The organism is Aquisalimonas lutea (assembly GCF_030409225.1).
Lineage (GTDB): Bacteria > Pseudomonadota > Gammaproteobacteria > Nitrococcales > Aquisalimonadaceae > Aquisalimonas > Aquisalimonas lutea.
The window spans coordinates 499,823-525,313 of sequence record NZ_JAUFPK010000001.1 but is presented as its reverse complement, the minus strand read 5'-3'; the positions used below and the strand labels follow the sequence as shown (position 1 = coordinate 525,313).

At 70.6% G+C, this 25,491-nt stretch carries 20 protein-coding genes and 1 riboswitch; of the genes, 11 read left to right on the top strand and 9 right to left on the bottom strand.

Features of this window, described 5'->3' with window-relative positions:
* Positions 1-6: 6 nt before the first annotated feature.
* From QWY84_RS02590 to QWY84_RS02570, 5 genes are all read right to left on the bottom strand, one after another.
* Complete coding sequence (locus QWY84_RS02590; RefSeq protein ID WP_290200886.1) at positions 7-891, bottom strand: transglutaminase family protein; 885 nt, start codon at positions 889-891, stop codon at positions 7-9.
* The gene (locus tag QWY84_RS02585) at positions 888-3,437 is read right to left on the bottom strand and encodes a circularly permuted type 2 ATP-grasp protein (protein WP_290200885.1); all 2,550 of its coding nucleotides are present in this window, start codon (positions 3,435-3,437) and stop codon (positions 888-890) included. The genes QWY84_RS02590 and QWY84_RS02585 overlap by 4 nt, the downstream gene beginning before the upstream one ends.
* 65 nt (positions 3,438-3,502) lie before the next feature.
* The gene (locus QWY84_RS02580; protein ID WP_290202665.1) at positions 3,503-4,453 is read right to left on the bottom strand and encodes an alpha-E domain-containing protein; all 951 of its coding nucleotides are present in this window, start codon (positions 4,451-4,453) and stop codon (positions 3,503-3,505) included.
* Positions 4,453-5,913, bottom strand: coding sequence for a circularly permuted type 2 ATP-grasp protein (locus QWY84_RS02575; RefSeq protein ID WP_290200884.1), 1,461 nt, complete (start codon positions 5,911-5,913; stop codon positions 4,453-4,455). Before QWY84_RS02575 ends, QWY84_RS02580 begins: the two co-directional genes overlap by 1 nt.
* A gap of 469 nt (positions 5,914-6,382) precedes the next feature.
* Positions 6,383-8,017 (bottom strand): 3-(methylthio)propionyl-CoA ligase, encoded by a 1,635-nt coding sequence (locus QWY84_RS02570; protein ID WP_290200883.1) that lies wholly within the window; start codon positions 8,015-8,017, stop codon positions 6,383-6,385.
* Between the two features lie 220 nt (positions 8,018-8,237).
* Here QWY84_RS02570 and QWY84_RS02565 point away from each other — a divergent pair, with 220 nt between their 5' ends.
* The 8 genes from QWY84_RS02565 (at position 8,238) to yihU (ending at position 16,190) form a co-directional block, all read left to right on the top strand.
* Positions 8,238-9,413, top strand: a complete 1,176-nt coding sequence (locus QWY84_RS02565; RefSeq protein ID WP_290200882.1) for an acyl-CoA dehydrogenase family protein — start codon at positions 8,238-8,240, stop codon at positions 9,411-9,413.
* A gap of 9 nt (positions 9,414-9,422) precedes the next feature.
* Entirely contained in the window at positions 9,423-10,565 is a 1,143-nt protein-coding gene (locus QWY84_RS02560; protein ID WP_290200881.1) for an acyl-CoA dehydrogenase family protein, read from the top strand.
* Between the two features lie 29 nt (positions 10,566-10,594).
* Positions 10,595-11,449 (top strand): crotonase/enoyl-CoA hydratase family protein, encoded by an 855-nt coding sequence (locus tag QWY84_RS02555; RefSeq protein WP_290200880.1) that lies wholly within the window; start codon positions 10,595-10,597, stop codon positions 11,447-11,449.
* Positions 11,450-11,460: 11 nt separating this feature from the next.
* The gene (pcaD, locus tag QWY84_RS02550; protein WP_290200879.1) at positions 11,461-12,243 is read left to right on the top strand and encodes a 3-oxoadipate enol-lactonase; all 783 of its coding nucleotides are present in this window, start codon (positions 11,461-11,463) and stop codon (positions 12,241-12,243) included.
* A 225-nt stretch (positions 12,244-12,468) separates the two neighbouring features.
* Positions 12,469-13,323 (top strand): ABC transporter permease, encoded by an 855-nt coding sequence (locus QWY84_RS02545; RefSeq protein WP_290200878.1) that lies wholly within the window; start codon positions 12,469-12,471, stop codon positions 13,321-13,323.
* Between the two features lie 10 nt (positions 13,324-13,333).
* Positions 13,334-14,164 (top strand): ABC transporter ATP-binding protein, encoded by an 831-nt coding sequence (locus QWY84_RS02540; protein ID WP_290200877.1) that lies wholly within the window; start codon positions 13,334-13,336, stop codon positions 14,162-14,164.
* 29 nt (positions 14,165-14,193) lie between these two features.
* Complete coding sequence (locus QWY84_RS02535) at positions 14,194-15,210, top strand: ABC transporter substrate-binding protein (RefSeq protein WP_290200876.1); 1,017 nt, start codon at positions 14,194-14,196, stop codon at positions 15,208-15,210.
* 77 nt (positions 15,211-15,287) lie between these two features.
* On the top strand, positions 15,288-16,190 hold the full coding sequence (gene yihU / locus QWY84_RS02530) for a sulfolactaldehyde 3-reductase (RefSeq protein ID WP_290200875.1): 903 nt from the start codon (positions 15,288-15,290) through the stop codon (positions 16,188-16,190).
* A gap of 37 nt (positions 16,191-16,227) precedes the next feature.
* On the opposite strand, the gene QWY84_RS02525 is transcribed toward yihU, so the two are convergent.
* Positions 16,228-17,259 carry a LacI family DNA-binding transcriptional regulator gene (locus QWY84_RS02525; protein ID WP_290200874.1) on the bottom strand — a complete coding sequence of 344 codons (1,032 nt, stop codon included), beginning with the start codon at positions 17,257-17,259 and terminating at the stop codon, positions 16,228-16,230.
* Positions 17,260-17,358: 99 nt separating this feature from the next.
* Between QWY84_RS02525 and QWY84_RS02520 the strand changes: the two genes are divergently transcribed.
* Genes QWY84_RS02520 through QWY84_RS02510 form a run of 3 tightly spaced genes read left to right on the top strand, consistent with a single transcriptional unit; the run spans position 17,359 to position 21,843 of the window.
* Positions 17,359-18,804 (top strand): aldehyde dehydrogenase family protein, encoded by a 1,446-nt coding sequence (locus QWY84_RS02520; RefSeq protein WP_290200873.1) that lies wholly within the window; start codon positions 17,359-17,361, stop codon positions 18,802-18,804.
* A 3-nt stretch (positions 18,805-18,807) separates the two neighbouring features.
* Positions 18,808-20,061, top strand: coding sequence for a mandelate racemase/muconate lactonizing enzyme family protein (locus QWY84_RS02515; protein WP_290200872.1), 1,254 nt, complete (start codon positions 18,808-18,810; stop codon positions 20,059-20,061).
* A gap of 6 nt (positions 20,062-20,067) precedes the next feature.
* On the top strand, positions 20,068-21,843 hold the full coding sequence (locus tag QWY84_RS02510; protein ID WP_290200871.1) for a SulP family inorganic anion transporter: 1,776 nt from the start codon (positions 20,068-20,070) through the stop codon (positions 21,841-21,843).
* A gap of 10 nt (positions 21,844-21,853) precedes the next feature.
* Here the strand turns inward: QWY84_RS02510 and QWY84_RS02505 are convergent, their stop codons facing one another.
* The 3 genes from QWY84_RS02505 to QWY84_RS02495 all read right to left on the bottom strand — a co-directional run bounded on the left by QWY84_RS02505 (position 21,854) and on the right by QWY84_RS02495 (position 25,196).
* On the bottom strand, positions 21,854-23,125 hold the full coding sequence (locus QWY84_RS02505) for an MFS transporter (protein ID WP_290200870.1): 1,272 nt from the start codon (positions 23,123-23,125) through the stop codon (positions 21,854-21,856).
* 86 nt (positions 23,126-23,211) lie between these two features.
* The gene (locus QWY84_RS02500; RefSeq protein WP_290200869.1) at positions 23,212-24,456 is read right to left on the bottom strand and encodes a flavin monoamine oxidase family protein; all 1,245 of its coding nucleotides are present in this window, start codon (positions 24,454-24,456) and stop codon (positions 23,212-23,214) included.
* Entirely contained in the window at positions 24,453-25,196 is a 744-nt protein-coding gene (locus tag QWY84_RS02495) for an SDR family oxidoreductase (protein WP_290200868.1), read from the bottom strand. The genes QWY84_RS02500 and QWY84_RS02495 overlap by 4 nt, the downstream gene beginning before the upstream one ends.
* A 58-nt stretch (positions 25,197-25,254) precedes the next feature.
* Positions 25,255-25,473, top strand: a riboswitch (cobalamin riboswitch).
* Positions 25,474-25,491: the final 18 nt, after the last annotated feature.

Here is a 25,491-nt window from a genome sequence, read left to right as displayed (position 1 = left end):
TCTCCCTCAATCCAGGCGTTCTACGTCCACGGCCACCTCGCTCTGCTGGCCCTGTCCTCCCCCGAAGATAATACCCTTCAGCGGCGAGATGTCGCCGTAGTCCCGCCCCCAGGCGGTGGTGACGTGCTGGTCCACGGGCACCACGTTGTTGGTGGGGTCGAAGTCCAGCCAGCCGAGACGGGGGTCATAGACGGCGAACCACGCGTGCGAGGCGTCCGCCCCGCGCAGCTTCTCCTGGCCCGGCGGCGGCACCGTCTCCAGGTACCCGGACACATAGCGCGCCGCCAGCCCCATGGCCCGCAGGCAGCCGATGGCCAGGTGCGCGAAATCCTGGCACACGCCCCGCCGCTCGCGGAAAACCCGGTCCAGCGGCGTGGTGACGGTGGTGGCGGTCGGGTCATAGGTGAAATCGGTGTAGATCCGGCCCATGAGATCCGCGACGGCATCGGCCACCGGCCGGCCCGTGGTGAAGGAGGCGCGGGCGTAGTCGCCGATCTCCGGCAGGTGCGGGACCAGCGGCGACGGCAGCAGGTGCTGGCGTGCATCCAGTCCCGCCGGGGAGTGGTCCTCGCGGGTGGCCGACACCGCCTGCTCCCAGGCCACGCTGGTCTCCAGGCCCAGCTCCGGCGCCGGGCGCACCAGCTCCACCTCGCTGACGGCGGTGACGGTGAGCCGGCTGTGCGGGTGCTGGATGGTGAAGTGGAGCACGCCGTTGCCGAAGTAGTCCGTGCGCTCGGAGTGGTAGGCCGGGTACGGGTGGATGGTCACCTCGTGGCGCAGCACGCGCTGGGCCGCCGTGGCCCGTGGCGCCAGGCGGGCCTCGTTGTACCCGCGGGTGATGGCCTGCGGGTAGGTGTAGTCGGTCCGGTGCGTGACCCGATAGCGCGTCATGCCGATTCCGTGGTCTCGGGACTCGCCGGCCCCAGCGGCCGCGGGCCCACAGGGTCGGTGAAGTAGGCCGCACCCAGGCTCCGGGACGCGCGGTCGAGCAGATGCGTGATACGGACCAGCAGCTGGTCCAGCTCGCCGCGGTAGTCGTCCGTCTCACGGCCCGCGGCCAGCGCACCCGGATCGCTCAGGCGCAGCGCGGTGTGCGCCTCCAGGACGAGTCGCTCCTGGGCGCTGAGGCGCTCGTCCCCGCTGGTCGAGGGCAGGGCCTTGAGCGCCCGCTTGAGTCGGGCCAGCTGGTAGCCCACCGAGCGCGGATTCGTCTCGCTGAGCAGCACCAGGTCGAGCACCGGCAGCACCCGCGCCCGCTCGTGGTACTGGCGCCGGTAGGCGTTGATGCTCTCCAGGTGGCTCAGCACGGCCTCCGGAACCCGGGCGTCGTCCCCGGTATCCCGGGCCGTGACCATGGTGGCCCGCAGGAACTGGCTGGTGAGCAGGCCGCGCTCGATGCAGCGGCCCATTTCCAGGAAGCTCCAGGCCTGGCTGTGCACCATGGTGTCTTCCTGCAGCCCGCGCAGGGCCGCCAGGAGCGTGATCACCTCGTCCAGCTCCGCGCCCGGCTCGGCGCTGCGGCCCTCGGCCAGGCGCGTGCGGATGGTGCCGAGGACCCGCCAGATGTCCCGGGACAGCCGGTCGCGGACGGCGTGGGAGGCCCCGAGCATGGCATGCAGGTTGAAGGCCACCGAGCCGGTGCGTGCGCCATCGTTGAGAACGGACAGCAGCTCCGGTACCGGGTCGCCGCGCAGCGTGGCGTCGTCCAGGAAGCCGGGACCGGTGGCCGTCACCCGGGTCAGCGCCATGAGCAGTTGTTCCAGGCACGACCGGTCCAGCGGGTCCTCGTCGTCGCGGACCGTGTGCAGGCGGTCGAAGATGAGCCGGATGAGCCGCAGCCCGTGCTCGGCGCGCTCCGCATAGCGGGCCATCCAGAACAGGTTCTCGGTGGCCGCCGGCGGCAGCGCCGCGGAGCGGTCCGTGGGCGCGTCCTCGCCCTCTTCGGTGGCCAGGAGGGAGGCCTCGCGCACGGGCTCCGAGGCGACCACCCAGGTATCCTTGGACAGGCCGCCGGCCTGGTTGGAGGCATTGACCTCGTCGGGGCCCGGGGCGATCCGGGTAAGGCCGCCGGGCATGACGGCGTAGCCGTCCGGCCGCCCGACCAGGAACGTGCGCAGCACCGCCGAGCGCGGCTCCAGGCCGTCGCGGCCGAGGGTGGGCACCGAGGAGAAGCGCCCCTGCTCCTGCGCCGCGAACTGGTGCGGGTTGCGGCGGATGCGCTCGGCCAGCTGGCGGCGGCCGTCCCGGTCCAGGGCGCCGCCGAAGGTAGTCGGCTCGCCGGAGCGGCGGTCCACGGGCTTGATCACCAGCTCGCCCAGGTGCGCCAGGACATGCTCGCGGCTGTCGGGATCGCCGCACCACCAGGTGGGCAGCCCCGGCAGGTCCAGCTCCTGGCCCAGGAAATGGCGCGCGATCCCGGGCAGGAAGGCGTTCAGCGCCGGGTTCTCCAGGATGCCCGAGCCCAGGGGGTTGACCACGGCGACGCGGCCGCGCCGCACCGCCTCGACCAGCCCCGGCACGCCCAGCAGGGAGTCCGAGCGCAGCTCCAGGGCGTCGCAGTAGTCCTCGTCCAGCCGGCGGAGGATGACGTCCACCGGCTCCAGGCGGCCCATGGAGCGCAGCCACACGCGGCCGTCGCGGACGGTGAGGTCGCCGCCCTCGACCAGGGTGTAGCCGAGGTAGCTGGCCAGGAACGAGTGCTCGAAGTAGGTCTCGTTGAGCGGCCCCGGCGTGAGCACGACGACGTTGGGCTCGTCCCGGTCCCGCTCCGGCGCCAGCGCGGCCAGGCTGCTGCGCAGGTTCTGGAAGAACAGCGCCAGCCGGTGCACGTGGGATTCCCGGAACAGGCTCGGCATGGCGCGGCTCATGACCACCCGGTTCTCCAGGGCATAGCCGGCCCCGGACGGCGACTGGGTGCGGTCGGCGACCACGTGGATCCGGCCCTCCGGCGTGCGCGCCAGGTCCACGGCATGGAGGGTCAGGGGATGGGCCGGCTCGGGGTCGAACGGGTAGCAGGGGCGCAGGAAGCCGCCGTGGGCGTAGACCAGCTCCGGCGGCAGCAGGCCGCGGCGGAGCAGCTCCTGGGGGCCGTAGAGGTCCTTGAGGATGAGGTTGAACAGCTCCGCGCGGCGCTGCAGCTCGGCCTCGAGCTGGGCCCACTCGTCGCTGCCGATGAGCACCGGGATCGGGTCCAGGTCCCAGCTGCGCTCCACGCCCTGGGAGTCGCCGTAGACGTTATAGGTAACGCCGCGCTCGCGCAGCAGGCGCCGTGCCTGCTCGTGGCGCTGGCGCAGGGTGTCGATGCCGAGGGTGTCCAGGGCCTCGGCGACGTACTGCCAGACGCCGTTCACCTCGCCCCGGGAGGAGAACATCTCGTCGGAAGGGCCCGCACGGCGCCGGTAGGCGTCCAGAAGCGGGGACTGCGGGATGGCAGACATGATGCTCCGTGGCGCAGCTACTCGTGCGTCAGCATAACGTGATGGGCGCCGTCGTGCATTGCGGGTCAGTCGGCGGAAACGGCCGTCTCCGGCTGGATGCGGAACCACACCTCGGCGGCCTGCTCGTGGATGGCACCGATGCCGCCCTGCAGCGTGTCGATGTAGGCGTGCAGGTCCTCCATGCGCATCTCGCGGGGCTGGGCCTCGTTGATGCGCCGCTGCAGGCGGCCGACGCGCAGCAGCGGGGCGTCGCTGCGCGGCAGCGCCTTGACGCAGCTCTCCGCCACGGCGATGTTGTACGCCACCGAGCGCGGGAAGTAGTGATCCTGCAACAGGAAGCGCACGGCGTCGTGGCCCACCACCCGCGGATGGACGTGCTGGCGGTACATCTGGAGGGCGGACAGCGAGCGCAGCACGTTCACCCAGAGGACATTGTCGTACTCGCCCGATTCGTCCTGCTGCGGCAGGAGAATGGCCACGGCGCTGTCGACGATGCGCGTGGTCATGTCCGCCCGCTCCAGGCTCTGCCCCAGGCGCACGAAATCGTAGGCGGAGTCGTGGCTCATGGTGCCGTCGAGCAGGCCGGAGAGCTGCTGGCAGCGGAAGATCACGGTATGCAGGAAGTCGAAGCGGTGCCGGCGCGCCAGGGATTTCTGCACGTACTCGCTGACGTAGAGGTACAGGCGGTTCATGTTCTCCCAGGCTTCCGCCGGCAGCAGCTCCCGGGTGGTGCGGGCGTTCTCCCGGGCCGCGCGCACGGAGGTGAGAATGGAGCCCGGGTTGAACGTGTCCGCGAGCAGGAACTTGATGACGTTGCGCTCGTCGTAGTTCTTGTAGTGGCCCGCGAAGGCGTCGCTGGCCCCGGTGATATCCGCGAGGCTGTACCAGCTCGGGCTGCGGCTGCGGGGCAGGTCCATGGCCTCGTTGGAGTACGCGCTCACCAGGCGCGCGGTGCTCTCGGCCCGCTCCAGGTAGCGCCCCATCCAGTACACGCGTTCGGCGACCCGCGAGAGCATCACGAAGTGTCCTTCCGGCTGTCGTCGACGATCCAGGTATCCTTGCTGCCGCCGCCCTGGGAGGAGTTCACCACCGTGGACCCGCGGCGCAGGGCGACCCGGGTGAGGCCGCCCGGGGTGACGTACATGTCGTCGCCCTGGAGGATGAACGGGCGCAGGTCCACGTGGCGCGGCTCCACCTGGCCGTCGGTCACCGTGGGCACCGTGGACAGGCGCACCAGGGGCTGCCCGATGTAGTTGCGCGGGTCCTTGCGGATGAGCCGGGCGAAGGCATTGCGGTCCTTCTTCGTGGCCGACGGCCCGATGAGCATGCCGTAGCCGCCGGATTCGTTGGCCGGCTTGACCACCAGCTCGTCCAGGTGCTCCAGCACGTAGTCGCGCTCGTCGTCCAGGTAGCACCGGTACGTGGGCACGTTGGGCAGGATCGGCTCCTCGCCCAGGTAGTAGCGGATGAAGTCGGGAACGAAGGCGTAGACGACCTTGTCGTCGGCGACGCCGGCGCCCGGGGCGTTGGCCAGGCCGACGTTGCCCTTGCTCCAGGCCCGCATGAGGCCCGGTACGCCCAGCACGGAATCCTTGCGGAAGACCTCCGGGTCCAGGAACAGGTCGTCGATGCGCCGGTAGATGACATCCACTCGCCGCGGCCCGTCGATGGTGCGCATGTACACGCAGTCATCGCCGCCCACCACCAGGTCCTTGCCCTCCACCAGCTCGGCGCCCATGTGCTGGGCCAGGAACGAGTGCTCGAAATAGGCGGAGTTGTAGATGCCCGGGGTGAGCACCACCACCTCGGGGTAGTCCATGGGACGGGGCGACAGCGCCGCCAGCATGTCGAACAGCCGCGTGGGGTAGTTGCCCACGGGCTGGATGCTGGTGTTCTCGAACAGCTCGCCGAAGACCCGCTTGGTGAGCACGCGGTTCTCCATCATGTAGGACACGCCGGAGGGCACGCGCAGGTTGTCCTCCAGCACCATGAAGCGGCCCTGGTGATCGCGGATGAGATCGGAGCCGCAGATGTGCGCCCACACCCCCTGGGGCGGCTTGATGCCGACGCATTCCGGGCGGAAGTTGGCGGAGTTGTCCAGCAGCGCGCGGGGGAAGACGCCGTCGCCGATGACCGCCTGCTCGCCGTAGATGTCGGCGATGAAGAGGTTCAGCGCCTTCACCCGCTGGCGCAGCCCGGCGTCGACCTCGTTCCAGGTGGCGGCGTCGATGATCCGGGGGATGATGTCGTAGGGCCAGGAGCGGTCGATGTTCTCGCCCTCGGAGTACACCGTGAACGTGATGCCCATCTCCAGGATCGCCAGGTCGGCGGCCCGCTGCCGCTCCCGGATCTCCTCGGTGGACAGGGAGTCCAGGTAGGTCATCAGCTCGCGGGCGGGGGCGCGGATGCGGCCTCTGGAGTCGACGAGCTCGTCGTAGAAGTCCTGGTTCCTGTATGCCTGCCAGTCGACGGCCATGCGGCTGCTCTGCGCTGTCGTGCGGGATAGTGATGATCGAGACTACCGAACGGAGGCGGGTGCGCCAACAGCAAAGCCCGGATTTTCCGGGCGACCGCGGCAGAAAGAGCGCTAGGGAAACGCTGAGCCATTCCCGCGTGCTTCTGCGCGCCGCAGCGGTGCTCTGGACTGCGTTGGCGTTCTTGTAAAGGGCGACGGCCATTCACGGCGAACGCCGCCTTGCCAGAGCACCGCTGCGGCGCGCCCTGCGGGGCCGAGCGGCACAGCCGCAGTCGGCGTTGCGCTGCTTGACTGTACCGCCAGTACAGCGCTGCGCAGCGCGCCTTGCCTGCAGCTGCGCCGCTCGGCCAGAAGCGCGTGTGAATGGTTCAGCGTTTCCCTAGTGCACCGTTCCGGGGCCACGGACAGGGGGCCTGCACCGTTTTCGTGCCCCGGACCGGCGGTTCCGGCGGGCGCCCACCCCGCCCGCTCAGGCGGTGGGCAGGGTGTAGTCCTTGAAGTCCTCCCGCAGCTTGGCCTTCTGCAGCTTGCCCGTGGCGCTGTGGGGCAGCTCCTCGACGAAGACCACGTCGTCGGGCAGCCACCACTTGGCCACGTGCTGCGCCAGGTAGTCCAGGACCCCGTTCTTGTCCACGCCGGAGCCTTCCTCGCGCACGCACACCAGCAGCGGGCGCTCGTCCCACTTCGGGTGCCGGGCGGCGATCACGGCGGCCTCGGCGATCTCCGGGTGGCCCACGGCGGCATTCTCCAGGTCGATGGAGCTGATCCACTCGCCGCCGGACTTGATGACGTCCTTGGTGCGGTCGACGATCTCCATGTACCCGTCCGGGTCGATCTTCGCCACGTCGCCGGTGCGGAACCAGCCCTCGTCGTCGAAGGCCTTGGCCGTCGCCTCGGGGTTTTCATAGTAGCCCGACAGAACGGCCGGCCCGCGCACCAGCAGCTCGCCGAATGCCTTGCCGTCGTGGGGCAGGCGCTCGCCGTTGTCATCGACGATCTTCATGTCCACGCCGAACATCGCGCGGCCCTGCTTGCACTTGATGTCCAGCTGCTCCTTCGCGGACAGGTTCCGGTCCTGCGGCCGCACCAGCGACACGGTGCCGATGGGGCTCATCTCCGTCATGCCCCAGCCCTGCAGGCCCTCGACGCCGTAGCTCTCCTTGAACTCGTTGAGCATGGCACGGGGCGCCGCCGAGCCGCCGATGAGCACGCGCCGGAGCGTGTGGAAGCGTTCGCCGGCGCTGCGCATGTGCGCGAGCAGGCCCAGCCAGACCGTGGGCACGCCCCAGGCATCGGTGACCCCCTCGCTGTTCATGAGCCCGGCCAGGCTCTCGCCGTCCAGGCGCGGCCCGGGGAACACCAGCTTGGCGCCGACCATGGGCCCGAAATAGGGCACGCCCCAGGCGTTGACGTGGAACATGGGGACCACGGGGAGCATGGCGCTGTCCTCGTCCATGGTCAGCCCGGGGATGGACAGGACGAACAGCGAGTGCAGCAGCGTCGAGCGATGGGAATACAGCACGCCCTTGGGGTTGCCCGTGGTGCCGGAGGTATAGCACAGCGACGAGGCCGTGTTCTCGTCCAGGTCCGGCCACTCGAACTCGCCGGGCTCGTCGGCGATGAGGTCCTCGTAGCAGTGCACGTTCGGCAGGCCGGTCTCGGGCATGTGTGCGCGGTCGGTCATGATCACGTAGCCCGCCACCTCCGGCAGCTGGTCCTTGAGCTTGTCCAGCAGGGGCACGAAGGTGAGGTCCACGAACACGAAGCGGTCGCGGGCGTGGTTGACGATATAGGTGAACTGGTCCGCCGGAAGCCGCGGGTTGATGGTGTGGCAGACGGCGCCGATCCCCGAGGTGGCGTAGTAGATCTCCAGGTGGCGGTAGGTGTTCCAGGCGACGGTGGCGATCCGGTCGGCCTCGCCCACGCCCAGCTTCTGCAGCGCGCGGGCGAGCTGCCGGGTGCGCCGGGCGGCATCGCCGTAGGTGTAGCGGTGGAGATCGCCCTCTACCGTCCGGGAGACCACCTCCTGGTCCGGGAAATTGCTGGCCGCATACTCGATGATCTGCGAGATCAGAAGCGGCCGGTCCATCATCAATCCGCGCATGTTCTCCTCCTCCGGTTCATTATTCGACTGGCAGGGAAGCACCCTGCGTGCAGTGTCGCCTCGTGCCGGCCGCGAGACAATATCGCGGTTCGTCCGCCACCCCCGGGCACCGCGCATTGCCGTCCCACCGCCCGCCACGGCGGCGCGGTCGCTCGCTGGCCCGGGTGTGCCCGGCCGTGGCATGCTCCGGGGACAAGCAAGAGGAGGAGAAGCACGGCACATGAGCGACCTGGAGACCTTCCGGCGGGAGACCCGGGCGTGGCTGGAGGCGAACTGCCCGGCGAGCATGCGCACGCCCATGACCGGCGATGACGATGTCTGCTGGGGCGGGCGCAAGTGGACCTTCAAGAGCACGGATCAGCGCCTGTGGCTGGAGCGCATGGCCGAGCGGGGCTGGACGGCGCCCGACTGGCCCGCGGAGTACGGCGGCGGGCTGGGCAAGGACGAGACCCGGGTGCTGCGCGAGGAGATGGACCGCATCCGGGCGCGGCCGCCGCTGCACAGCTTCGGCATCTGGATGATCGGCCCGGCCATTCTGCGCTTCGGGCCGGAGCACCTGCGGCGCCAGCATCTGCCGCCCATCGTGCGCGGCGAGATCCGCTGGTGCCAGGGCTACAGCGAGCCGGGCGCCGGCTCCGACCTGGCGGGGCTGCAGACCCGTGCCGAGGATCGGGGCGATCACTTCATCGTCAACGGCCAGAAGATCTGGACCTCCCACGCCGACCGGGCGGACTGGATGTTCTGCCTGGTGCGCACCAACCCGGATGCCAAGAAGCAGGCGGGTATCAGCCTGGTGCTCTTCGACATGAACACGCCGGGGGTCAGCACCCGCCCCATTACGCTCATCTCGGGCAGCTCGCCGTTCTGCGAGACCTTTCTGGACAACGTCCGGGTGGAGAAGGACCAGGTGGTGGGCGAGGTGGACCAGGGCTGGACCATCGCCAAGTACCTGCTGACCCACGAGCGGGAGATGATCGGCGGCTTCGGCCGCACCGCCGCCGGCGCCCGGACCGTGGGCGAGCAGGCCGTGGAGGCCGTGGGCCTGGAGGACGGCAGGCTCGCCGACGAGCTCCTGCGCGGCGAGGTCGCGCGCTGGGAGATGGACGCCCGGGCCTTCGAGCTCACCGCCGAGCGCGCGCGCGCCGAGGCCAGGGCCGGCCAGGGCGTGGGCAACAGCTCCGCCATGCTCAAGTACTACGGCACCGAGCTCAACAAGCGCCGCCACGAGCTGCTCATGGCGCTCAACGGCAGCGACGGGCTGCTGTGGCAGGGCAAGGACGGGCACGACGGCGCCCTCGCCCGGCAGTGGCTGCGTTCCAAGGGCAATTCCATCGAGGGCGGCACCTCGGAGATCCAGCTCAACATCATCGCCCGCAACATCCTCGGGCTCGGGTAGGGAACAGGCATGGCAACGTTGGTACTCACCGAAGAGCAGCAGATGCTCAAGGATTCCGCCCGGGGGTTCCTGCAGGAGAACGCCCCCGTCAGCGCCATGCGGCGGCTGCGTGACGAGGGCGACCCGGACGGTTTCTCCCGCGCCACCTGGGCGGCCATGGTGGAGCAGGGCTTCGCCGGCACGCTGATCCCCGAGGCCCACGGCGGCTTCGACTTCGGCCACGTGGGCATGGGCCAGATCCAGGAGGAGGCCGGGCGCACGCTGACGGCGTCGCCCCTGCTGGCCACGGCCATCGTCGGCGCATGCGCCCTGGTGCACGCGGGCACCGAGGCGCAGCAGCAGGAGCTCCTCGCGCCCATGGCCGCCGGCGAGCTGCTCACCGCCCTGGCGGTGGACGAGCGCCCGCGCCATCGGCCGGAGCTCGTGCACACCCGGGCGGAATACAACGGTGCCGGCTACACCATCAACGGCTGCAAGTCCTTCGTCATCGACGGCCACGTGGCCGATCGGCTGATCGTTACCACCCGGACCTCGGGCGAATGCCGGGGCCGCGACGGCATCACGCTGTTCCTGGTGGAGCCGGGGCTGCCGGGCGTGGAGATCGTCCCAATGGTGACCGTCGACAGCCGCCGGGCGGCCGAGGTGCGGTTCAACGACGTGGAAGTGCCGGCCGGGGCCGTTCTCGGGCACGTCGACGAGGGCGCCGACGTGCTGGACCGGGTGCTGGCCGTGGCCAACGCCCACCTGGCGGCGGAGCTCCTGGGCATTGCCCGGGAGGCCATGGACCGGACCCTGCAGTACCTCCGGGAGCGCAGGCAGTTCGGCGTCACCCTCGGCAGCTTCCAGGCCCTGCAGCACCGCATGGCGCAGCTGTTCAGCGAGATCGAGCTGCTGCAATCCGCGGTCCTGGCGGCCCTGTCCGCCCTGGACGAGGACGATGCCGAGGCCGAGGCGCTGTGCAGCGTGGCCAAGGCCCGCGCCTGCACGGTGGCGGAGCTGGCCACCAATGAGGGCGTTCAGCTGCACGGCGGCATGGGCATGACCGACGAGTTCGATATCGGCCTGTTTCTCAAGCGCGCGCGGGCTGCGCAGCAGACCTACGGCGATGATCGCCATCATGCGGACCGCTTCGCCCGGCTGCGCGGCTACTGACCCATGATACGACGACGGGGAATGCGGGCATGAGCTACACCTGTTTCGAGGTCACCATTACCGACCGGGTCGCCCACGTGGTGCTCAACCGGCCGGACAAGCGCAACAGCATGATTGCGGCGTTCTGGCGGGAACTGCCGGAAATCGTCCGGGACATCGACGACAACGCCCGCGCGCGGGTCATCGTGATCTCGTCCACGGGGCCGCACTTCAGCGCCGGGCTGGATCTCGCCGTATTCGATGCCATCGCCGCGGACGCCGACGATCCCGTGACCCGGCGCCAGGCGGGGCTGCGCTTCCAGGACACCGTGCGCGGCATGCAGGAGGTGTTCACCTGCCTGGAGCGCTGCCGGATTCCCGTGCTCGCTGCTATCCAGGGCGGCTGCATCGGCGGCGGCGTGGACCTGGTGACGGCGTGCGACATGCGCTACGCCACCGAGGATGCGTTCCTGACCATCCACGAGATCAATATCGGCATGACCGCCGACGTCGGCACGTTCCCGCGCATCTTCAAGCTCATGCCCGAGGGTGTGGCACGGGAGCTCGCCTACACGGGCCGGCGCATGCCGGCTGCGGAGGCGCAGGCGGCGGGACTGGTCAACCGGGTCTACGGCGGGCACGACGAGATGCTCGAAGGCGTCCTCGCCATCGCCCGGGAGATCGCCGCCAAGCCGCCCCTGGCCATCCACGGCTGCAAGCGCATGGCCAACCACGCCCGGGATCACTCGGTGGCGGAGACGCTTGACTACGTCGGGGTCTGGAACGCCAGCATGCTCCAGCACGACGAGATCCGGGAAGCCCTGCGGGCGAACGCCGAGAAGCGCCCGGGGGAGTTCGCCGACCTTCCCCCGGTGCGGCCGCCGCTTGCCGATCCGGATGAGTAGAGGAGACGACGATGCAATTCCTGCACAACGACGACGGCGTCATCCATTACGCCCTGGAAGGCCCGGCCGATGCCCCGGTGATCATGTTCGCCAACTCCCTGGGCACCGATTTCCGCATGTGGGACGCGATGGCCGCCCGGCTGGGTGACCGCTACCGGATCCTGCGCTACGACATGCGCGGCCATGGTCTCACCACCGCGCCCCCGCGCTCCTACAGCATGGCCGGCCTGGCCGACGACTGCATTGCCCTGCTGGACCACCTGGAGCTGGATCAGGTGCACTTCTGCGGCTTGTCCATCGGCGGCATGGTCGGCCAGCAGCTGGCCGGTGCCCACGGCGAGCGGCTGGCCAGCGTGACGCTGTGCGACACCACCATGCGCATGCCGGAGCCCGAAATGTGGCGGGAGCGCGCCCGCCAGGTGCGCGCGGAGGGGCTCGAGGGCCTGGCGGACGGCACCATGGAGCGCTGGTTCACGGCCGCCTTCCGCGATACGCCCACGGTCGCCGGTATCCGCAACATGTTCCTGCGCACCTCGCCCACCGGCTACGCCGGCTGCTGCGACGCCATCGCGGAGATGGATCTCGAGCCCATGGCCGCGGCCATCGACGTCCCCGCCCTGGTGATCGTCGGCGAGGACGACCCCGGGACACCGGTCTCCGCCGCCGAGGCGCTGGTGGAGAGAATCCGCGACGCGCGCATCCGTATCATCCCCGAAGCCGCACATCTGCCGTGCGTCGAGCAGCCCGCGCTGGTGGCGGACATGCTCACGGCTTTCCTCGCCGGGCAGCGCTGACAACCGCGGTGGCATTTCCGGTTGACAGCGCGCTTGTCCGGTTGCTAAATGTTTGCGCTAACATTCATTGCATGTCCGGCCGATCCGGAACAGCGGAGCCGGCATGAATCCGATGACGAAACGCGCCGCCCGGAGAGGCGACGGAAACGAATAACAATGTAATGTTAGCGCTGCCATCGAGGTGACGACAGATCGCCGGCGGTGCAGGGAGAGGAGGAGTTGCCCATGACCGTCAGCCCGTCCGCAGGCCACGGGAACGCAGAGCGCTCGGCCGCCCGCGACCAGGCACCGCACCGCCGCTCCCGGCCCGTGCCGGTGATGCGGTGGCTGCGGCGCGTCGCCATGTTCCTGGGGCCGTGGCTCATGGTCCTGGCCTTCTGGTACGCGATCCGCTACTCGGGGTTCTTCGAGCCCGGGCTCATCCCTACGCCCGGGCAGGTGGCCGCGCGCTTCTGGGACATGCTCAGCCGCGGCGAGCTGCTCATCGACATGTACATGTCCACCCAGCGCGTGTTCGTGGGTGTGGCGCTGGGAACCGCCTGCGCGGTTCCGGTGGGCTTCCTGCTGGGCTGGTACAAGGGCCTGCGCAGCTTCATGGACCCGCTCATCAACTTCTTCCGGGCGCTGCCTCCCATCGCGCTCATTCCGCTGGTCATCGTCTACTTCGGCATCGGCGAGACGGCCAAGGTCGTCATCCTCTTCTATGCCGCGTTCTTCGCCAGCGTCATCGTCATGTACGAGGGCATCAGCCAGATCTCGCCGCTGTACATCCGCGTGGCGCAGACCCTGGGCGCGTCGGACTTCGAGATCTTCTACCGGGTCATCATTCCGCTGGCCGTGCCGCACGCGCTGACGGCGCTGCGGGTGGCCCTGGGGGTCGCCTGGGCCACCCTGGTGGCCTCCGAGCTGGTGGCGGCGCAGGAGGGGCTGGGCGCGGTGATCCAGGACGCCTCCGCGTACTTCCAGCTGGACACCATCTACATGGGCATCATCTGCATCGGCTTCATCGCGCTGGCCATGGATCTCGCGCTGCGCAGGCTGACACGACGCCTGCTGAGCTGGCAGGAACGCAACGACTAGAGGGGGCGGCATGACGAGCAGTGACACACGCATTGTCTTCGACGGTGTCAGCAAGACCTTCGACACCGACAACGGCCCCCTCACGGTGGTCGACGACGTCTCGTTCTCGGTGGGTGACGGCGACTTCATCTCGCTGGTCGGCCCCTCCGGCTGCGGCAAGACCACCATGCTCAACATGGTGGCCGGTTTCATGCAGCCGAGCGCCGGCACGGTCACCCTCGACGGCGAGCCCATACGCGGGCCCGGGGCCGAGCGCGGCATGATGTTCCAGGACTATGGCGTCTTTCCGTGGCTCAGCGTCGAGGACAACATCGCCTTCGGCCTCAAGCTCAAGGCCAACCGTGTCAGCGCCGCCGAACGGCGCAGGACCGTGGACCACTTCATGGAGCTCATGGGGCTCGCCGAGTTCCGCAAGGCCTACCCCAAGACCCTGTCCGGCGGCATGCGCCAGCGCCTGGCCCTGGCCCGGGCCTACGCGGTGAATCCCCAGTTCCTGCTCATGGACGAGCCCTTCGGGGCCCTGGACGCCCAGACCCGCACGGCCATGCAGGACCTGCTGCTCAACGTCATGGGCGAGGTGCGCAAGACCGTCATGCTCATCACGCACTCGGTGGAGGAGGCACTCTACCTGTCGTCGCGGATGCTGGTGATCAGCGCGCGCCCGTCCCGCATCCGCCGGGTGATCGAGGTGCCCTTCCCGTTCCCGCGCACGGAAGCCCTGCGCGACGCACCGGAGTTCGCCGAGCTGCGCAGCGAGGTCCGCGACATGGTCATGCGGGAGTACGCCGCCCAGGAGGACCAGGCCCGCTCGGCCACGGCCGCAAGAACACAACAGGCGTAGCAAGCGCCCCATCGTGAGGAGGAGAAGCCATGAGCAATTCCACGACACGCCGTAACTTCCTGAAAGGCGTCGGTGCCGGTGCCTCGCTGTACGCCGTCGGCGGCGTACCGCCGCTGTTCGCCCAGTCCCGGCAGACCGTGCGGGTCGGCTATCTGCATACCCTTGCTGTCGACGGCCAGATCTGGCTCGCCGATCACATGGGTACCTGGCGCGACGAGGGGCTGGACATGGAGTTCACCCAGTTCACCACCGGGCTGGAGCTCTTCCAGGCCCTGGTGGGCGGCAGCCTGGACGTTCTCGCCACCGGCGCGGTGGTCTCCAACTTCCCCGCCCGGGGGCAGGGGGAGGTCTTCCTCATCAACAACGTCGAGCTGGCCACGGCGCAGCTCTGGGCCGATCCCGAGGCCGGCATCAACGACATCCAGGATCTCAAGGGCAAGCAGATCGCCACCACCGAGGGCACCACCGCCCATGTCTTTCTCCACCAGGCCCTGACCGAGGCGGGGCTGGACCCGGAGAACGACGTGGAGATCATCAACCAGCGCATGAGCGACGCGGTCACCGCGTTCATCTCCGGCGCCGTGTCCGCCGTGGCCCTGTGGGTTCCCTTCAACGTCCAGGTGCAGGAGCAGCGCCCGGAGGCCCGCATGCTGGTGGATGCCTCGGAATACTACCCGGAGGCGGCCATCGTCGGCGGCTGGGCCGCGCGGGGCGAGTTCTACCGCAACAACCCGGATGTCATCAGGAAGATCATCCGCGGCTGGGTGCCCGCCAACGACCACCTGGTCAACAACCCGGACGAGGCCCTGGCGACGCTGCAGCAGAACTACTACCAGAACGTCAGCCTGGAGCAGCTCAAGGCCCAGTACGAGGCCGAACGGGTGTTCACCAGCCAGGAATGGGTCTCCCGCTACAAGGACGGCACGGTGACCGAGTGGCTCGATCAGGTGACCGACTTCTTCGTCGAGTTCGGCGGCATCGACAACCCGCGCCGTGCCAGTGAGTACTTCCACACCGGGCCGTACCTGGACGTCGTCGCCCGATGAGCCGTTTCCCGTTCCGGGGCGCCTCGGCGTCCCGGAACGGGGTCCGAATTCGCTCGACCATCGACAGAGGAAAAGCAATGGCCACTACTCTTGGCTTCGTCGGACTGGGCACCATGGGCGCGCCCATGGCGCGCAACCTGATCCGGGCGGGATTCTCCCTGCGGGTCTACGACGTCAACGCCGATGCCGCGGCCGACCTCGGCACCGCCGGCGCGTACGTCGCCGGCTCGCCCGCGGATGCCGCCCGGGGCGCAGCGGCCGTGATCACCATGCTGCCCAACGGCAACGTCGTGGAAGCGGCCCTGTTCGGCGACGGCGGGGCCGTCGAGGGCCTGTCGGAGGGGGCGCTGTGCATCGACATGAGCACGGTGCTGCCGAGCCAGACCGATGCCTTCGCGCAGCGACTCGCGGAGCGCGGCGTCCAGCTGGTCGACGCGCCGGTGGGCCGTTCCTCCCAGCACGCGGTGGACGGCAAGCTGCTGATCATGGCGGGTGGCGAACAGGCGGACGTGGAACGCGCCCGGCCCTATCTCGAGGCCCTGGGCGATACCATCGTCCACTGCGGCCCCGTCGGCGCCGGCGAGCGCATGAAGCTGGTCAACAACTACATGTCCATCGCCCTGAACGTTCTCACCGCGGAGTCCCTGACCATGGCCGAGAGCTCCGGCCTGGACCCGGAGCAGGCCCGGGAGGTGATGATGGGCACCGTCGCCGGCCAGGGGCACATGGGCACGACCTATCCCGCCAAGGTCCTCAAGGGCGATCTGACGCCGGGCTTTATGGTCGATCTGGCGCACAAGGACATGGGTCTGGCCCTGACCATGGCGGCGGAGCTGGACGCGCCGTCGTGGATGGGCGCCGTGGCCCACCAGGCGTACGGGCTTGCACGCCGGGCCGGGCGCGGCCGCGAGGACTGGACCGCGCTGTACCCCACGCTGCGGTCGCTGGCCCTGGATGCCCCGTCGCGCCGGCGCGACTGACATGCGTACCGTGCCGCCACCCGGCAGGGAGAACGCCTCAGGCCGGGGCGGCAGACCCGGCCGGTGTGCTCGCCCGCTGGACGATCTCGAATCCCAGGTCCACCACCGAGGGATCCACCACGCCGCCCTCGATCCGGCGCAGGATCATGTGGGCCGCCTGCCGGCCGATGCCGTAGCGCGGGATGCGCACCGTGGTCAGCCCCGGGTTCACCTGGGCGGCGAGCTCCACGTCGTCAAAGCCGGCGATGGCGAGATCCTCCGGTACGCGGATGCCCCGTCGCTGGCACTCGAACAGCGCGCCCAGGGCCAGGATGTCGTTGGCGAAGAAGATGGCCTCCACGTCCGGGCGCGCCGCCAGCAGCTCCAGCAGGCGTTCGGCCCCCGCGTGGAAGGAGAACTTCGCCTCGCGCTCCAGCGCCGGGTCGGCGTCCAGGCCCAGGTCCCGCACGGCCCGGCGGTAGCCCAGCAGGCGCTGCTCCGCCCGGTCGTTGGCCGTGGTCGGAGCGCTGACGAACCCGATCCGGCGCGCGCCCTGTTCCGCCAGGCACGTGACCATGGCGTGGCACGCCCGGAAGTTGGAGAAGCCCACGGCCATGTCCACGGGGTCGCCGTCGACGTTCCAGGTCTCGACGATGGGGATCTCCGTGGCCCGCAGCAGCGTGTACGCCTGGGCCTGGTGCTGCAGGCCGGTGGCCAGAAGGCCGGCCGGGCGCTGCGCCAGCATGGCGCTGATCAGCCGGCTCTCCTCGTCCAGCGAGTAGCCCGTGGCGCCCAGCAGGAGCTGATAGCCCGCCGGCCGCAGGACATCGTCCATGCCGTCGATGGTGTCGGCGAAGATCGAGTTGGTAATGGTCGGAACCAGCGCCCCGATGACCCGGGTGCGCCGGGAGGCGAGACTGCCGGCCACGCTGTTGGGAATGTAGCCCGTGGCCTCGACGGCGGCCAGGACCCGCTCGCGGGTCCCCTCGGCGACCTTGTCCGGGTGGTTGAGCACGCGCGACACGGTAATCGAGGAGACCCCCGCGAGCCGGGCGACATCCTCCATTCGTACGGCAGACTTGCGTTCCATTGCGGGATTCCGGCGCTCGCAGGTTCAGGGAAGTCCGTTGCTTCGAATCCGGATGTTAGCGCTTACAACGTTCAGTGGAAATGATCAGGAGCCCTCGGCATGTATACCTTTCACTCTCTCATCGACGGCGAATGGCAGGCGGGCACGGGTGAGGCGTTCGCCACGTTCAATCCCGCCGCCCCGGACGAGACGGTCGGTACGTATCGGGCCACGTCGGCGGACGGCATCGGCGCCGCCCTGGATGCCGCGCGCCTGGGCCAGGCGCGCTGGGCGGCCTACCCGCCGGCGGAACGCGCCCGCCTGCTAAACCGCTTCCTGGATGCGGTCGAGCAGCAGACCGAGGCCATCGCTCATGCCGTGACCCTGGAGCAGGGCAAACCCCTGGCGGAAGGCCGGGGCGAGACGGGCAAGGCACTGCGCGAGGCGCGCTTCATGGCCGGCGAGGCCGTTCGCAGCCACGGCGGCGTGGTGCCGGCCCAGAAACCCGGCTGCCGGAACATGGTGCTGCGTCGCCCCCGGGGCGTGATCGCCGCCATCACGCCCTGGAACTTCCCGGTCCTCACGCCCATGCGCAAGATCGCGCCGGCGCTGGCCCACGGCAACGCCATCGTGCTGAAACCCTCGGAGCTCACACCCGCGGCCGCCTGCCTCATTGCCGAGGCCGCCAGGGGCATTCTGCCCGACGGAGTGATGCAGATCCTTCAGGGGGGCGGAAGCGTCGGCGGTGCGCTGGTGAGCGACCGCCGGGTGCACGGCGTGACGTTCACCGGGTCCGTGGCCACCGGCAAGGCGATCTACGCCGCCGCAGCCGGCAGCCTCGCCGAGCTGTCGCTGGAGCTGGGCGGCAAGAACGCCGTGGTCATCAACGATACGGACGACCTGGACGGCTGCCTGGACCAGGTCGTCGGCGCCGCCTTCCAGTGCGCCGGGCAGCGCTGCACCGCCATCAGCCGCGTCATCGTGGCGGCGGGCATGCACGACGCCGTGGCGGACGGCCTCAGGGCCCGCGCCGAGGCCGTGGTGCTGGGAAGCGGCCAGGACCCGGCCACCACCATGGGACCGTTGATCAACCGGGAGCAGCTGGAGCGCGTGGCCGGCTTCGTCGACCGGGCCCGGGCCGAGGGCGCGGCCGTGCTCACCGGCGGCGGGCATGCCCGGGTGGAGGCCTGCCCCGGGGGCCACTTCTATCAGCCCACGGTCCTCACCGACGTGACCCCCGGCATGGAAGCGGCCCGGGAAGAGATCTTCGGCCCGGTGCTCACCGTCACGCCCTACCGGGACTTCGATCAGGCCCTGTCGATCCTCAACGACGTCGACTACGGTCTCACGTCCTCGCTGTTCAGCAACGATGCCGCGTTGATCCAGCGCTTCCTGGACGAGAGCGACAACGGCATGCTCCACGTCAACCACGGCACCGTCCCGGACGATCACATGCCCTTCGGCGGCATCAAGAGCTCCGGTGTCGGTGCGTACTCGGTCGGGCCCTCGGCGGTGCAGTTCTACACCACCGAGCACTCGGCGTACGTCAAGCAGGCCGGAGGCTAGGGCATGCAGCCGACGGCAGGCCACGAGGCGGGCGGCGCAGGGCGGAGCGGTGACGCCGCCCTGCCCGCGGTCGTGCCCTCCCCGGGCGTCCCGCTGGAGGTCCCGCCCCTCACCCGCCTGGACGTGCACGTCTTCCGCGCGCCCATCGACACGCCCGTGCGTACGTCCTTCGGGACCATGACGGACCGACCCGCCGTGCTGGTCCGCATCGAGGACGAGGACGGCTGCCATGGCTGGGGCGAGATCTGGTGCAACTTCCCCACCTGCGGGGCCGAGCACCGCGGGCGCCTGGCGGCATCGGTGCTGGCGCCGAGGCTGCTGGGGCGGGCGTTCCCCTCGCCGGTGGACGCATTCGCGGCGCTGGAGCGGGAGACCCGGGTCCTGGCGCTGCAGACCCGCGAGTACGGTCCCATTGCCCAGGCCATCGCCGGGGTCGACGTCGCCCTCTGGGACCTGGTGGCGCGTCGCGCCGGGCAGCCGCTGTGGCAGTGCCTGGGCGCCGGCGGGGCGCAGCCGCGCGTCCCGGTGTATGCCAGCGGCATCAACCCGGACGGCGCCGTGGAGTCCGTGGCCCGGGCCCGCGAAGCGGGCTACAGCGCCTTCAAGATCAAGATCGGCTTCGACCCGGATGCCGACCGCGCCGTGATCGAGCGTCTCGCCGCCGCCATGGGACCGGGCGAGGGCTTCATGGTGGACGCCAACCAGGCCTGGACCCCCGCGCAGGCCCGCCGGCTGCTGCCGGCGCTGGCCGAGGCGGGCGCCGGCTGGCTGGAGGAGCCCATGCCGGCGGATACCCCGGTGGACGCATGGCGGGCCCTGGCCGGGGACAGCCCCGTGCCGCTGGCCGGCGGCGAGAACCTGGCCACCGAGGCGCAGTTCATCGACGCCGCGGACGGCGGCTGGCTGCAGGTCATCCAGCCGGATCTGTGCAAGTGGGGCGGGGTGAGCCGCTGCGTCCCGGTGGCCCGCTACGTGCTGGGTGCCGGCCGCCGCTACTGTCCGCACTATCTCGGCGGCGGCATCGGGTTGATCGCCTCGGGCCACGCCCTGGCCGCCGTGGGCGGCGACGGCCTGCTGGAAGTCGACGTCAACGCCAATCCCCTGCGTGAGACCCTGGCGCAGCCGTTCCCCCGGGTCGCAGACGGCGGCATGGCACTGTCCACGGTGCCCGGCCTCGGCGTCGAGCCGGATCTGGACGCAGCCGGCTCGTGGTGTACCCTGCGCCTCTCGCAAGCGGTAACCGATCGGAGCTGGTGAGTCCCCGTGGCGCGATTATTCTCCGCACGCATGCTGCCGTTCCTGGCGTGGCTGCCCGGGGTGACCGGGCGCACCCTGCGCGCCGACCTGCTCGCCGGGCTGACGGGGGCGGTCATCGTGCTGCCGCAGGGCGTCGCCTACGCCCTGATCGCCGGGCTGCCCCCGGAGTACGGGCTGTACACCGCGATCATCCCGCCGGTGATCGCCGGGCTGTTCGGCTCGTCCCGGCACCTGGTGTCGGGACCGACGGCGGCCATCTCCATCGTCGTTTTCAGCGTGGTCAGCGGGGTCGTGCCCCCGGACAGCCCGCAGTTCATCCCCTACGTGCTGACGCTGACCTTCATGGCCGGGGTGATCCAGTTCCTGCTGGGCCTGGTGCGGGTCGGCACGCTGGTGAATTTCATCTCCCACACGGTGGTCGTGGGCTTCACCACGGGGGCCGCCGTGGTGATTGCCGCCAGCCAGCTGCGCCACTTCTTCGGGGTCGAGCTCCCCAGCACGGGTTCGTTCCCGGCAACCGTGGCTTCCTTCGCGTCGTCGCTGGGCGAGACCAACCCGTACGCGGTGGCCATCGGCGCCGTCACCCTGGCCAGCGCCGTCCTGGTACGCATCCTTCGCCCGCGCTGGCCCGGGCTGCTCATCGCCATGGTCGCGGGCAGCCTCGCCGGGATGCTGCTGGGTGCCGAGCGCCACGGTGTCGCGCTGGTGGGGGCGATCCCCGGGGAGCTGCCGCCGCCGTCGCTGCATCTGCTGTCCTTCCAGGCCATGCCGGAGCTGGCATCGGGGGCGCTGGCGGTGGCCGTGATCGCCCTGATCGAGGCGGTGGCCATCGCCCGCGCCGTGGGCATGCAGTCGCGCCAGCGCATCGACGGCAACCAGGAGTTCATCGGCCAGGGCCTGTCCAACATCGTGGGCAGCTTGTTCTCCTGCTACGCGGCCTCGGGCTCGTTCACCCGCACCGGCGCCAACTACGAGGCCGGCGCCCGGACGCCGCTGGCCGCCGTATTCGCGGCCGGCATCCTGCTGCTGGTGGTCCTGGCCGTGCCGGGCGTGACCGCCTACCTGCCCATGCCGGCCATGGCGGCGGTGGTGCTGGTGATCGCCTGGAACCTGGTGGATTTCACCCGGCTGCGGCAGATCGTCCGGGTCAGCCGGGAAGAGACCATGATTCTCGCGGTCACCTTCCTGGCCACCCTGCTCCTGGACCTGGAGTTCGCCATCTATGCCGGCGTCCTGCTGTCGCTGCTGCTGTTCCTCAAGCGCAGCGCGCGCCCCTACGTCGTGGCCGTGGCGCCCATGCTGGACCGGCCGGGTATGCCCCTGCGCAACGCCGCCAAGCGGGAGCTGCCGGAGTGCCCGCAACTGCGCATCCTGCGGGTGGACGGGCCGCTGTTCTTCGGCTCGGCCGATCACATCCAGGGCCACCTGGCGCGGCTCACGGAGGCCGGCTATCGCCACGTGCTGCTGGAGGGCAGCGGCGTCGAGTTCGTCGATGTGGCGGCGGCGGAGATGCTGGCCCAGGAGGCCGAGCGCTTCCGCTCCCTGGGAGGCGGCCTGTGGTTCTGCAGCTTCAAGGACCCGGCCGTGGCCACCCTGCGGCACCCGGTCTTCCGTGAGGCCATCGGCGACGACCACATCCACAGCTCGCCGCAGCGGGCCATCGCCGCCGTGTTCAGCGTCACGCCCCTGTGTGCCGAGTGTCAGCGCCGCGAGCTTACCGCCTGCCGCCGGCTGACCCCCGGGGCCGATGCGGCGCCCACGCGCCCCTCGGGGCAGGGCTGATCCGCGCCCGTCACTCCCGGGCCTGGCACTCCGCGCCTTGCGGCGATCCCGCACCGGCCCCGTGTGCTCCCGCGTCCGCCTCCACGGCGAACCCCGCGGGGAAGCGCCGGATGCGCAGGGTCAGGTAGACGCCCACGACCAGCCCTGCCGAGGTGAACGCGAACGCCGAGCGGAAGTCGCCGGTGGTCTCGATGAGCCAGCCCGCCAGGGCGGGGCCGACGAACTGCCCGCCGGCGAAGAACAGCGTGGCGAAACTGAAGGCGATGGGTATGTAGCGGGGCGCTACCTGGTCGGTGGTGCTTGCCTGGGTGAGGGCGAACATGCCGTTCACCGAGCAGCCCATGATCAGGAAATGGAGGAAGAACGCCGGCAGCGTCTGGCTCGCCAGGGGCAGCGCCATGGCGACGGTGACCAGCGCCATGGCAGCGGTGAGGGCGTTGCCGCGGCCCCAGCGATCCGAGACCAGGCCCCAGAGCGGTCCGGCGGCCACGGACAGCAGGCCCATCATGGCCATGAAGGTGCCCGCGGTCGCCTCGGTGTAGCCGGACTCGACCATGAAGCTGACCATGAACACCGCCTGGACGATGTAGGTCAGGCCGATGATGCCGTAGACCGCGGCCACGGTGAGCACGCGCGGGTTGCCGTAGATGCGCCACTTGTCGGCTGACGGCGGCCGTTGCCCGCTGTCCGGCGCTGATACCGGCGGGTCCTGGACGAACGCCAGCACCAGGCCCGCGGCCGCGATCGCCGCGGCGGCGAACACGCCCCAGGCCACGCGCCAGCCATGGTCACCGAAGACGCTGTACAGCCACGGGACCAGCAGCCCCGTGAGCAGCATGCCCGCGCCGATGCCGCCGGTCATGCAGCCGATGACCAGCCCGCGCCGCTCCGGGAACCAGGTGGCGAGAAGCGAGACCATGGGGGCGAAGCTGAAGGCGGTACCGAAGCCCAGCAGCGCCATGAGGAACACGATCACCGGATAGCTCGCTGCTGCGCTCAGGCCCGCGAAGCCGGCGGTGACCGCGATCAGGCCGAACACCACCGTGCGGCGCGCGCCCCAGCGGCTCGCCGCCGCGCCGCCCACCAGCACGAAGCCGAGGTAGCCCAGGGCGGTGACCGTCCCCAGTCCGCCCGCCGCCTGGTAGTCCAGGCCCAGATCCGCGCGCATGGGCGGCAGGAGGATGCCGTAGGCGAGGCGGGCGAAGACGATCACCACCAGCGCCGTGAACGTGCCCGCGAGCACCATGAGAACGATGTTCGGGCGGGATGCGGTCTCGGCCATGGTGCGCTCCAGGGCGGAAAGGAAATCGATTGTATCCTATCGAATCGACCACTGGGACCCGACAGGACGTCCGGTAGAGGTCGGGATCATCCCGCCAGCGCGGTCATGGCCTCCCTGGCGGCGCGTCTGCCGGACTGCCAGGCGCCGTGAACGGTGGCGAAGTCCACGGGATCGGTGGCCTCGCCGGCGAAGAACAGCTGTCCGCCCACGGGCTCGGCCAGACTCTCCCGGACGCCGGCACCGGCGCCGGGCCGGGCGGCGGAGTAGCTGCCCAGGGTCAGGGGGTCGTGCAGCCAGCCCGTGCGGGTCGCGGCGAGGCATTGAGCTCGCAGGCGCTCGCCGAAGGCGCGGCAGAGGGAATCCAGGGCGAACGCGCGGGCGGTTTCGGTGGACTGATGGCCCAGCCATCGCGCCAGGGGACCGCCGGCATAGCCCACCGCCAGCGGGTGACCGCCGGGGCACAGGTGAAAGCCGAACGCCGGCCGGTCGGCACCGGGCTGGACCACCAGGTAGGTGTCGGGGGCGAACGGGAACGGGTTGCCGGGGAAGCGCAGGGCGATCTTCTCCGCCACCCCCATGGGCAGCCCGGCCAGTGCCCGTGTCTTGGCCGGCGGCAGGGCCGGACGGAACCGGATGGCGCCGGCGGCGAGAACCCCCGTGGAGACGGTCAGCACCGCCGCGCGTGCCGTCAGCGGCCCGTCCGGCGTATCGACCCGCACCCGGGCGCCGCCGGTGTCCACCGCGGTCACCGGGCGCCCGGCGTCGATGGCCAGGGGGCGCGCCAGCCGCTCCAGCAGCGTGCCGATGCCGTCCCGGGCGACCCAGTCCTGGCCGCTGTCGTCATCGGCGGCGGCCTCCGTGGTGGCGTACTCCTCCGGGGGCACGCCGTTGATGGCGGTGAGCAGGTAGTCGCGCACCGGGGCGTGGCCGGCGGCGGGGTCCAGGAGCTCGGCGGCGGGGACGTCGCGCCCCGCGCGCCCGGCGGCGCAGAGCCGCTCGGTGTCCCCGGCGACGGCGGCGCGCAGGGCCCGGGCCTCGGCATCGTCCAGGAAACGGCCGCCGACGTGATACACCAGTGCCGGATTGTCGCCGTAGGCGATGCCGTGCTCGTCCGCCAGGACGCGCAGGGGGTTGCGGTCGGCGCAGTGGAACCAGGCGCAGCCGCGGTCGAAGGGCACGCCCAGGCTGTCGTCCTCCGTCCAGGCGCGCCCGCCGACGCGGCGGCCGGCTTCCAGCACGCGGTAGCGCAGGCCGGCCGCGTCCAGCTCCCGCGCGGCCGCGATGCCGGCGGCGCCGGCGCCGATGACGAGCACATCGATTGCGTCGGTCATTCCGCGTACATCATCCTTCGGCTCATGCCGCCGTCGGCCACAATGTTCTCGCCGGTGATGAAGCCGGCGGCGTCGGAGAGCAGGAACGCGCACAGCCCGGCGACATCGTCGGGACGGCCCACGCGCCCGGCCGGATGCTGTGCATGGTCTTCCGGCGCGAGGTCGCTGTCCTCACTGATCCATCCGGGGCTGACGGCGTTGACGCGCACGCGGCCGGACAGGCTCACGGCCAGGGCGTGGGTCAGCGCCACCAGGCCGCCCTTGCCGGCGGCGTAGGCCTCGCTGTCCGGCTCCGACTGCAGCGCCCGGGTGGAGGCGATGTTGACGACGGCGCCGCGGTTCGCGGCCAGGTGCGCGGCAGTGTGCTTCACCAGCAGGAACGCCCCGGTGAGATTCACCGCCAGCCGGCGGTTCCACTCCTCCAGGGCGAGGGCCTCCACCGGCCCGGTAAACGCGTCGGCGATGGCGGCGTTGTTGACCAGGCCGTCCATGCGGCCGAAGCGGTTCATGACCTCGCCGACGGCGGCGCGCACGCTGGCCTCGTCGGCCACGTCGCCGTGGATCGGGGCCAGCCGGCCGGCGCCGTGGCCGAGGGTCCGCGGCAAGGCGGTCACGGCCTCGCTGTCGGCGTCGACGACGGCGACACGCCAGCCCTCGTGCAGCAGCCGCCGGGCGATGCCCAGGCCGATGCCGTTGGCGCCCCCGGTGATCAGCGCGACCGGCTGGTCGGATGCGTTCATGTGCAGTTCCTCGACGGTTCCGGTGGTATCTGTTGAAACCGGCAGGCCGGTCGCCTAAGGTACGAGTCGACCTCCAGGTGCCCCGGCGCAGTTCCCGGGGAGAATCGGGAAGCCGGTGCGCGGGCCAGGCTCGCAATTCCGGCGCTGCCCCCGCAACGGTAGGCGGACAGGACACTATGCCACCGGCAGCGCCGTCGCGAACGGCGGCCGGGAAGGCGGTCCGCCGGGGTGCTCCCCGTCCGCGAGCCCGGAGACCGGCCTGGAGAACCTGGTGCCGCGGGGCGCGGCGGAGCCG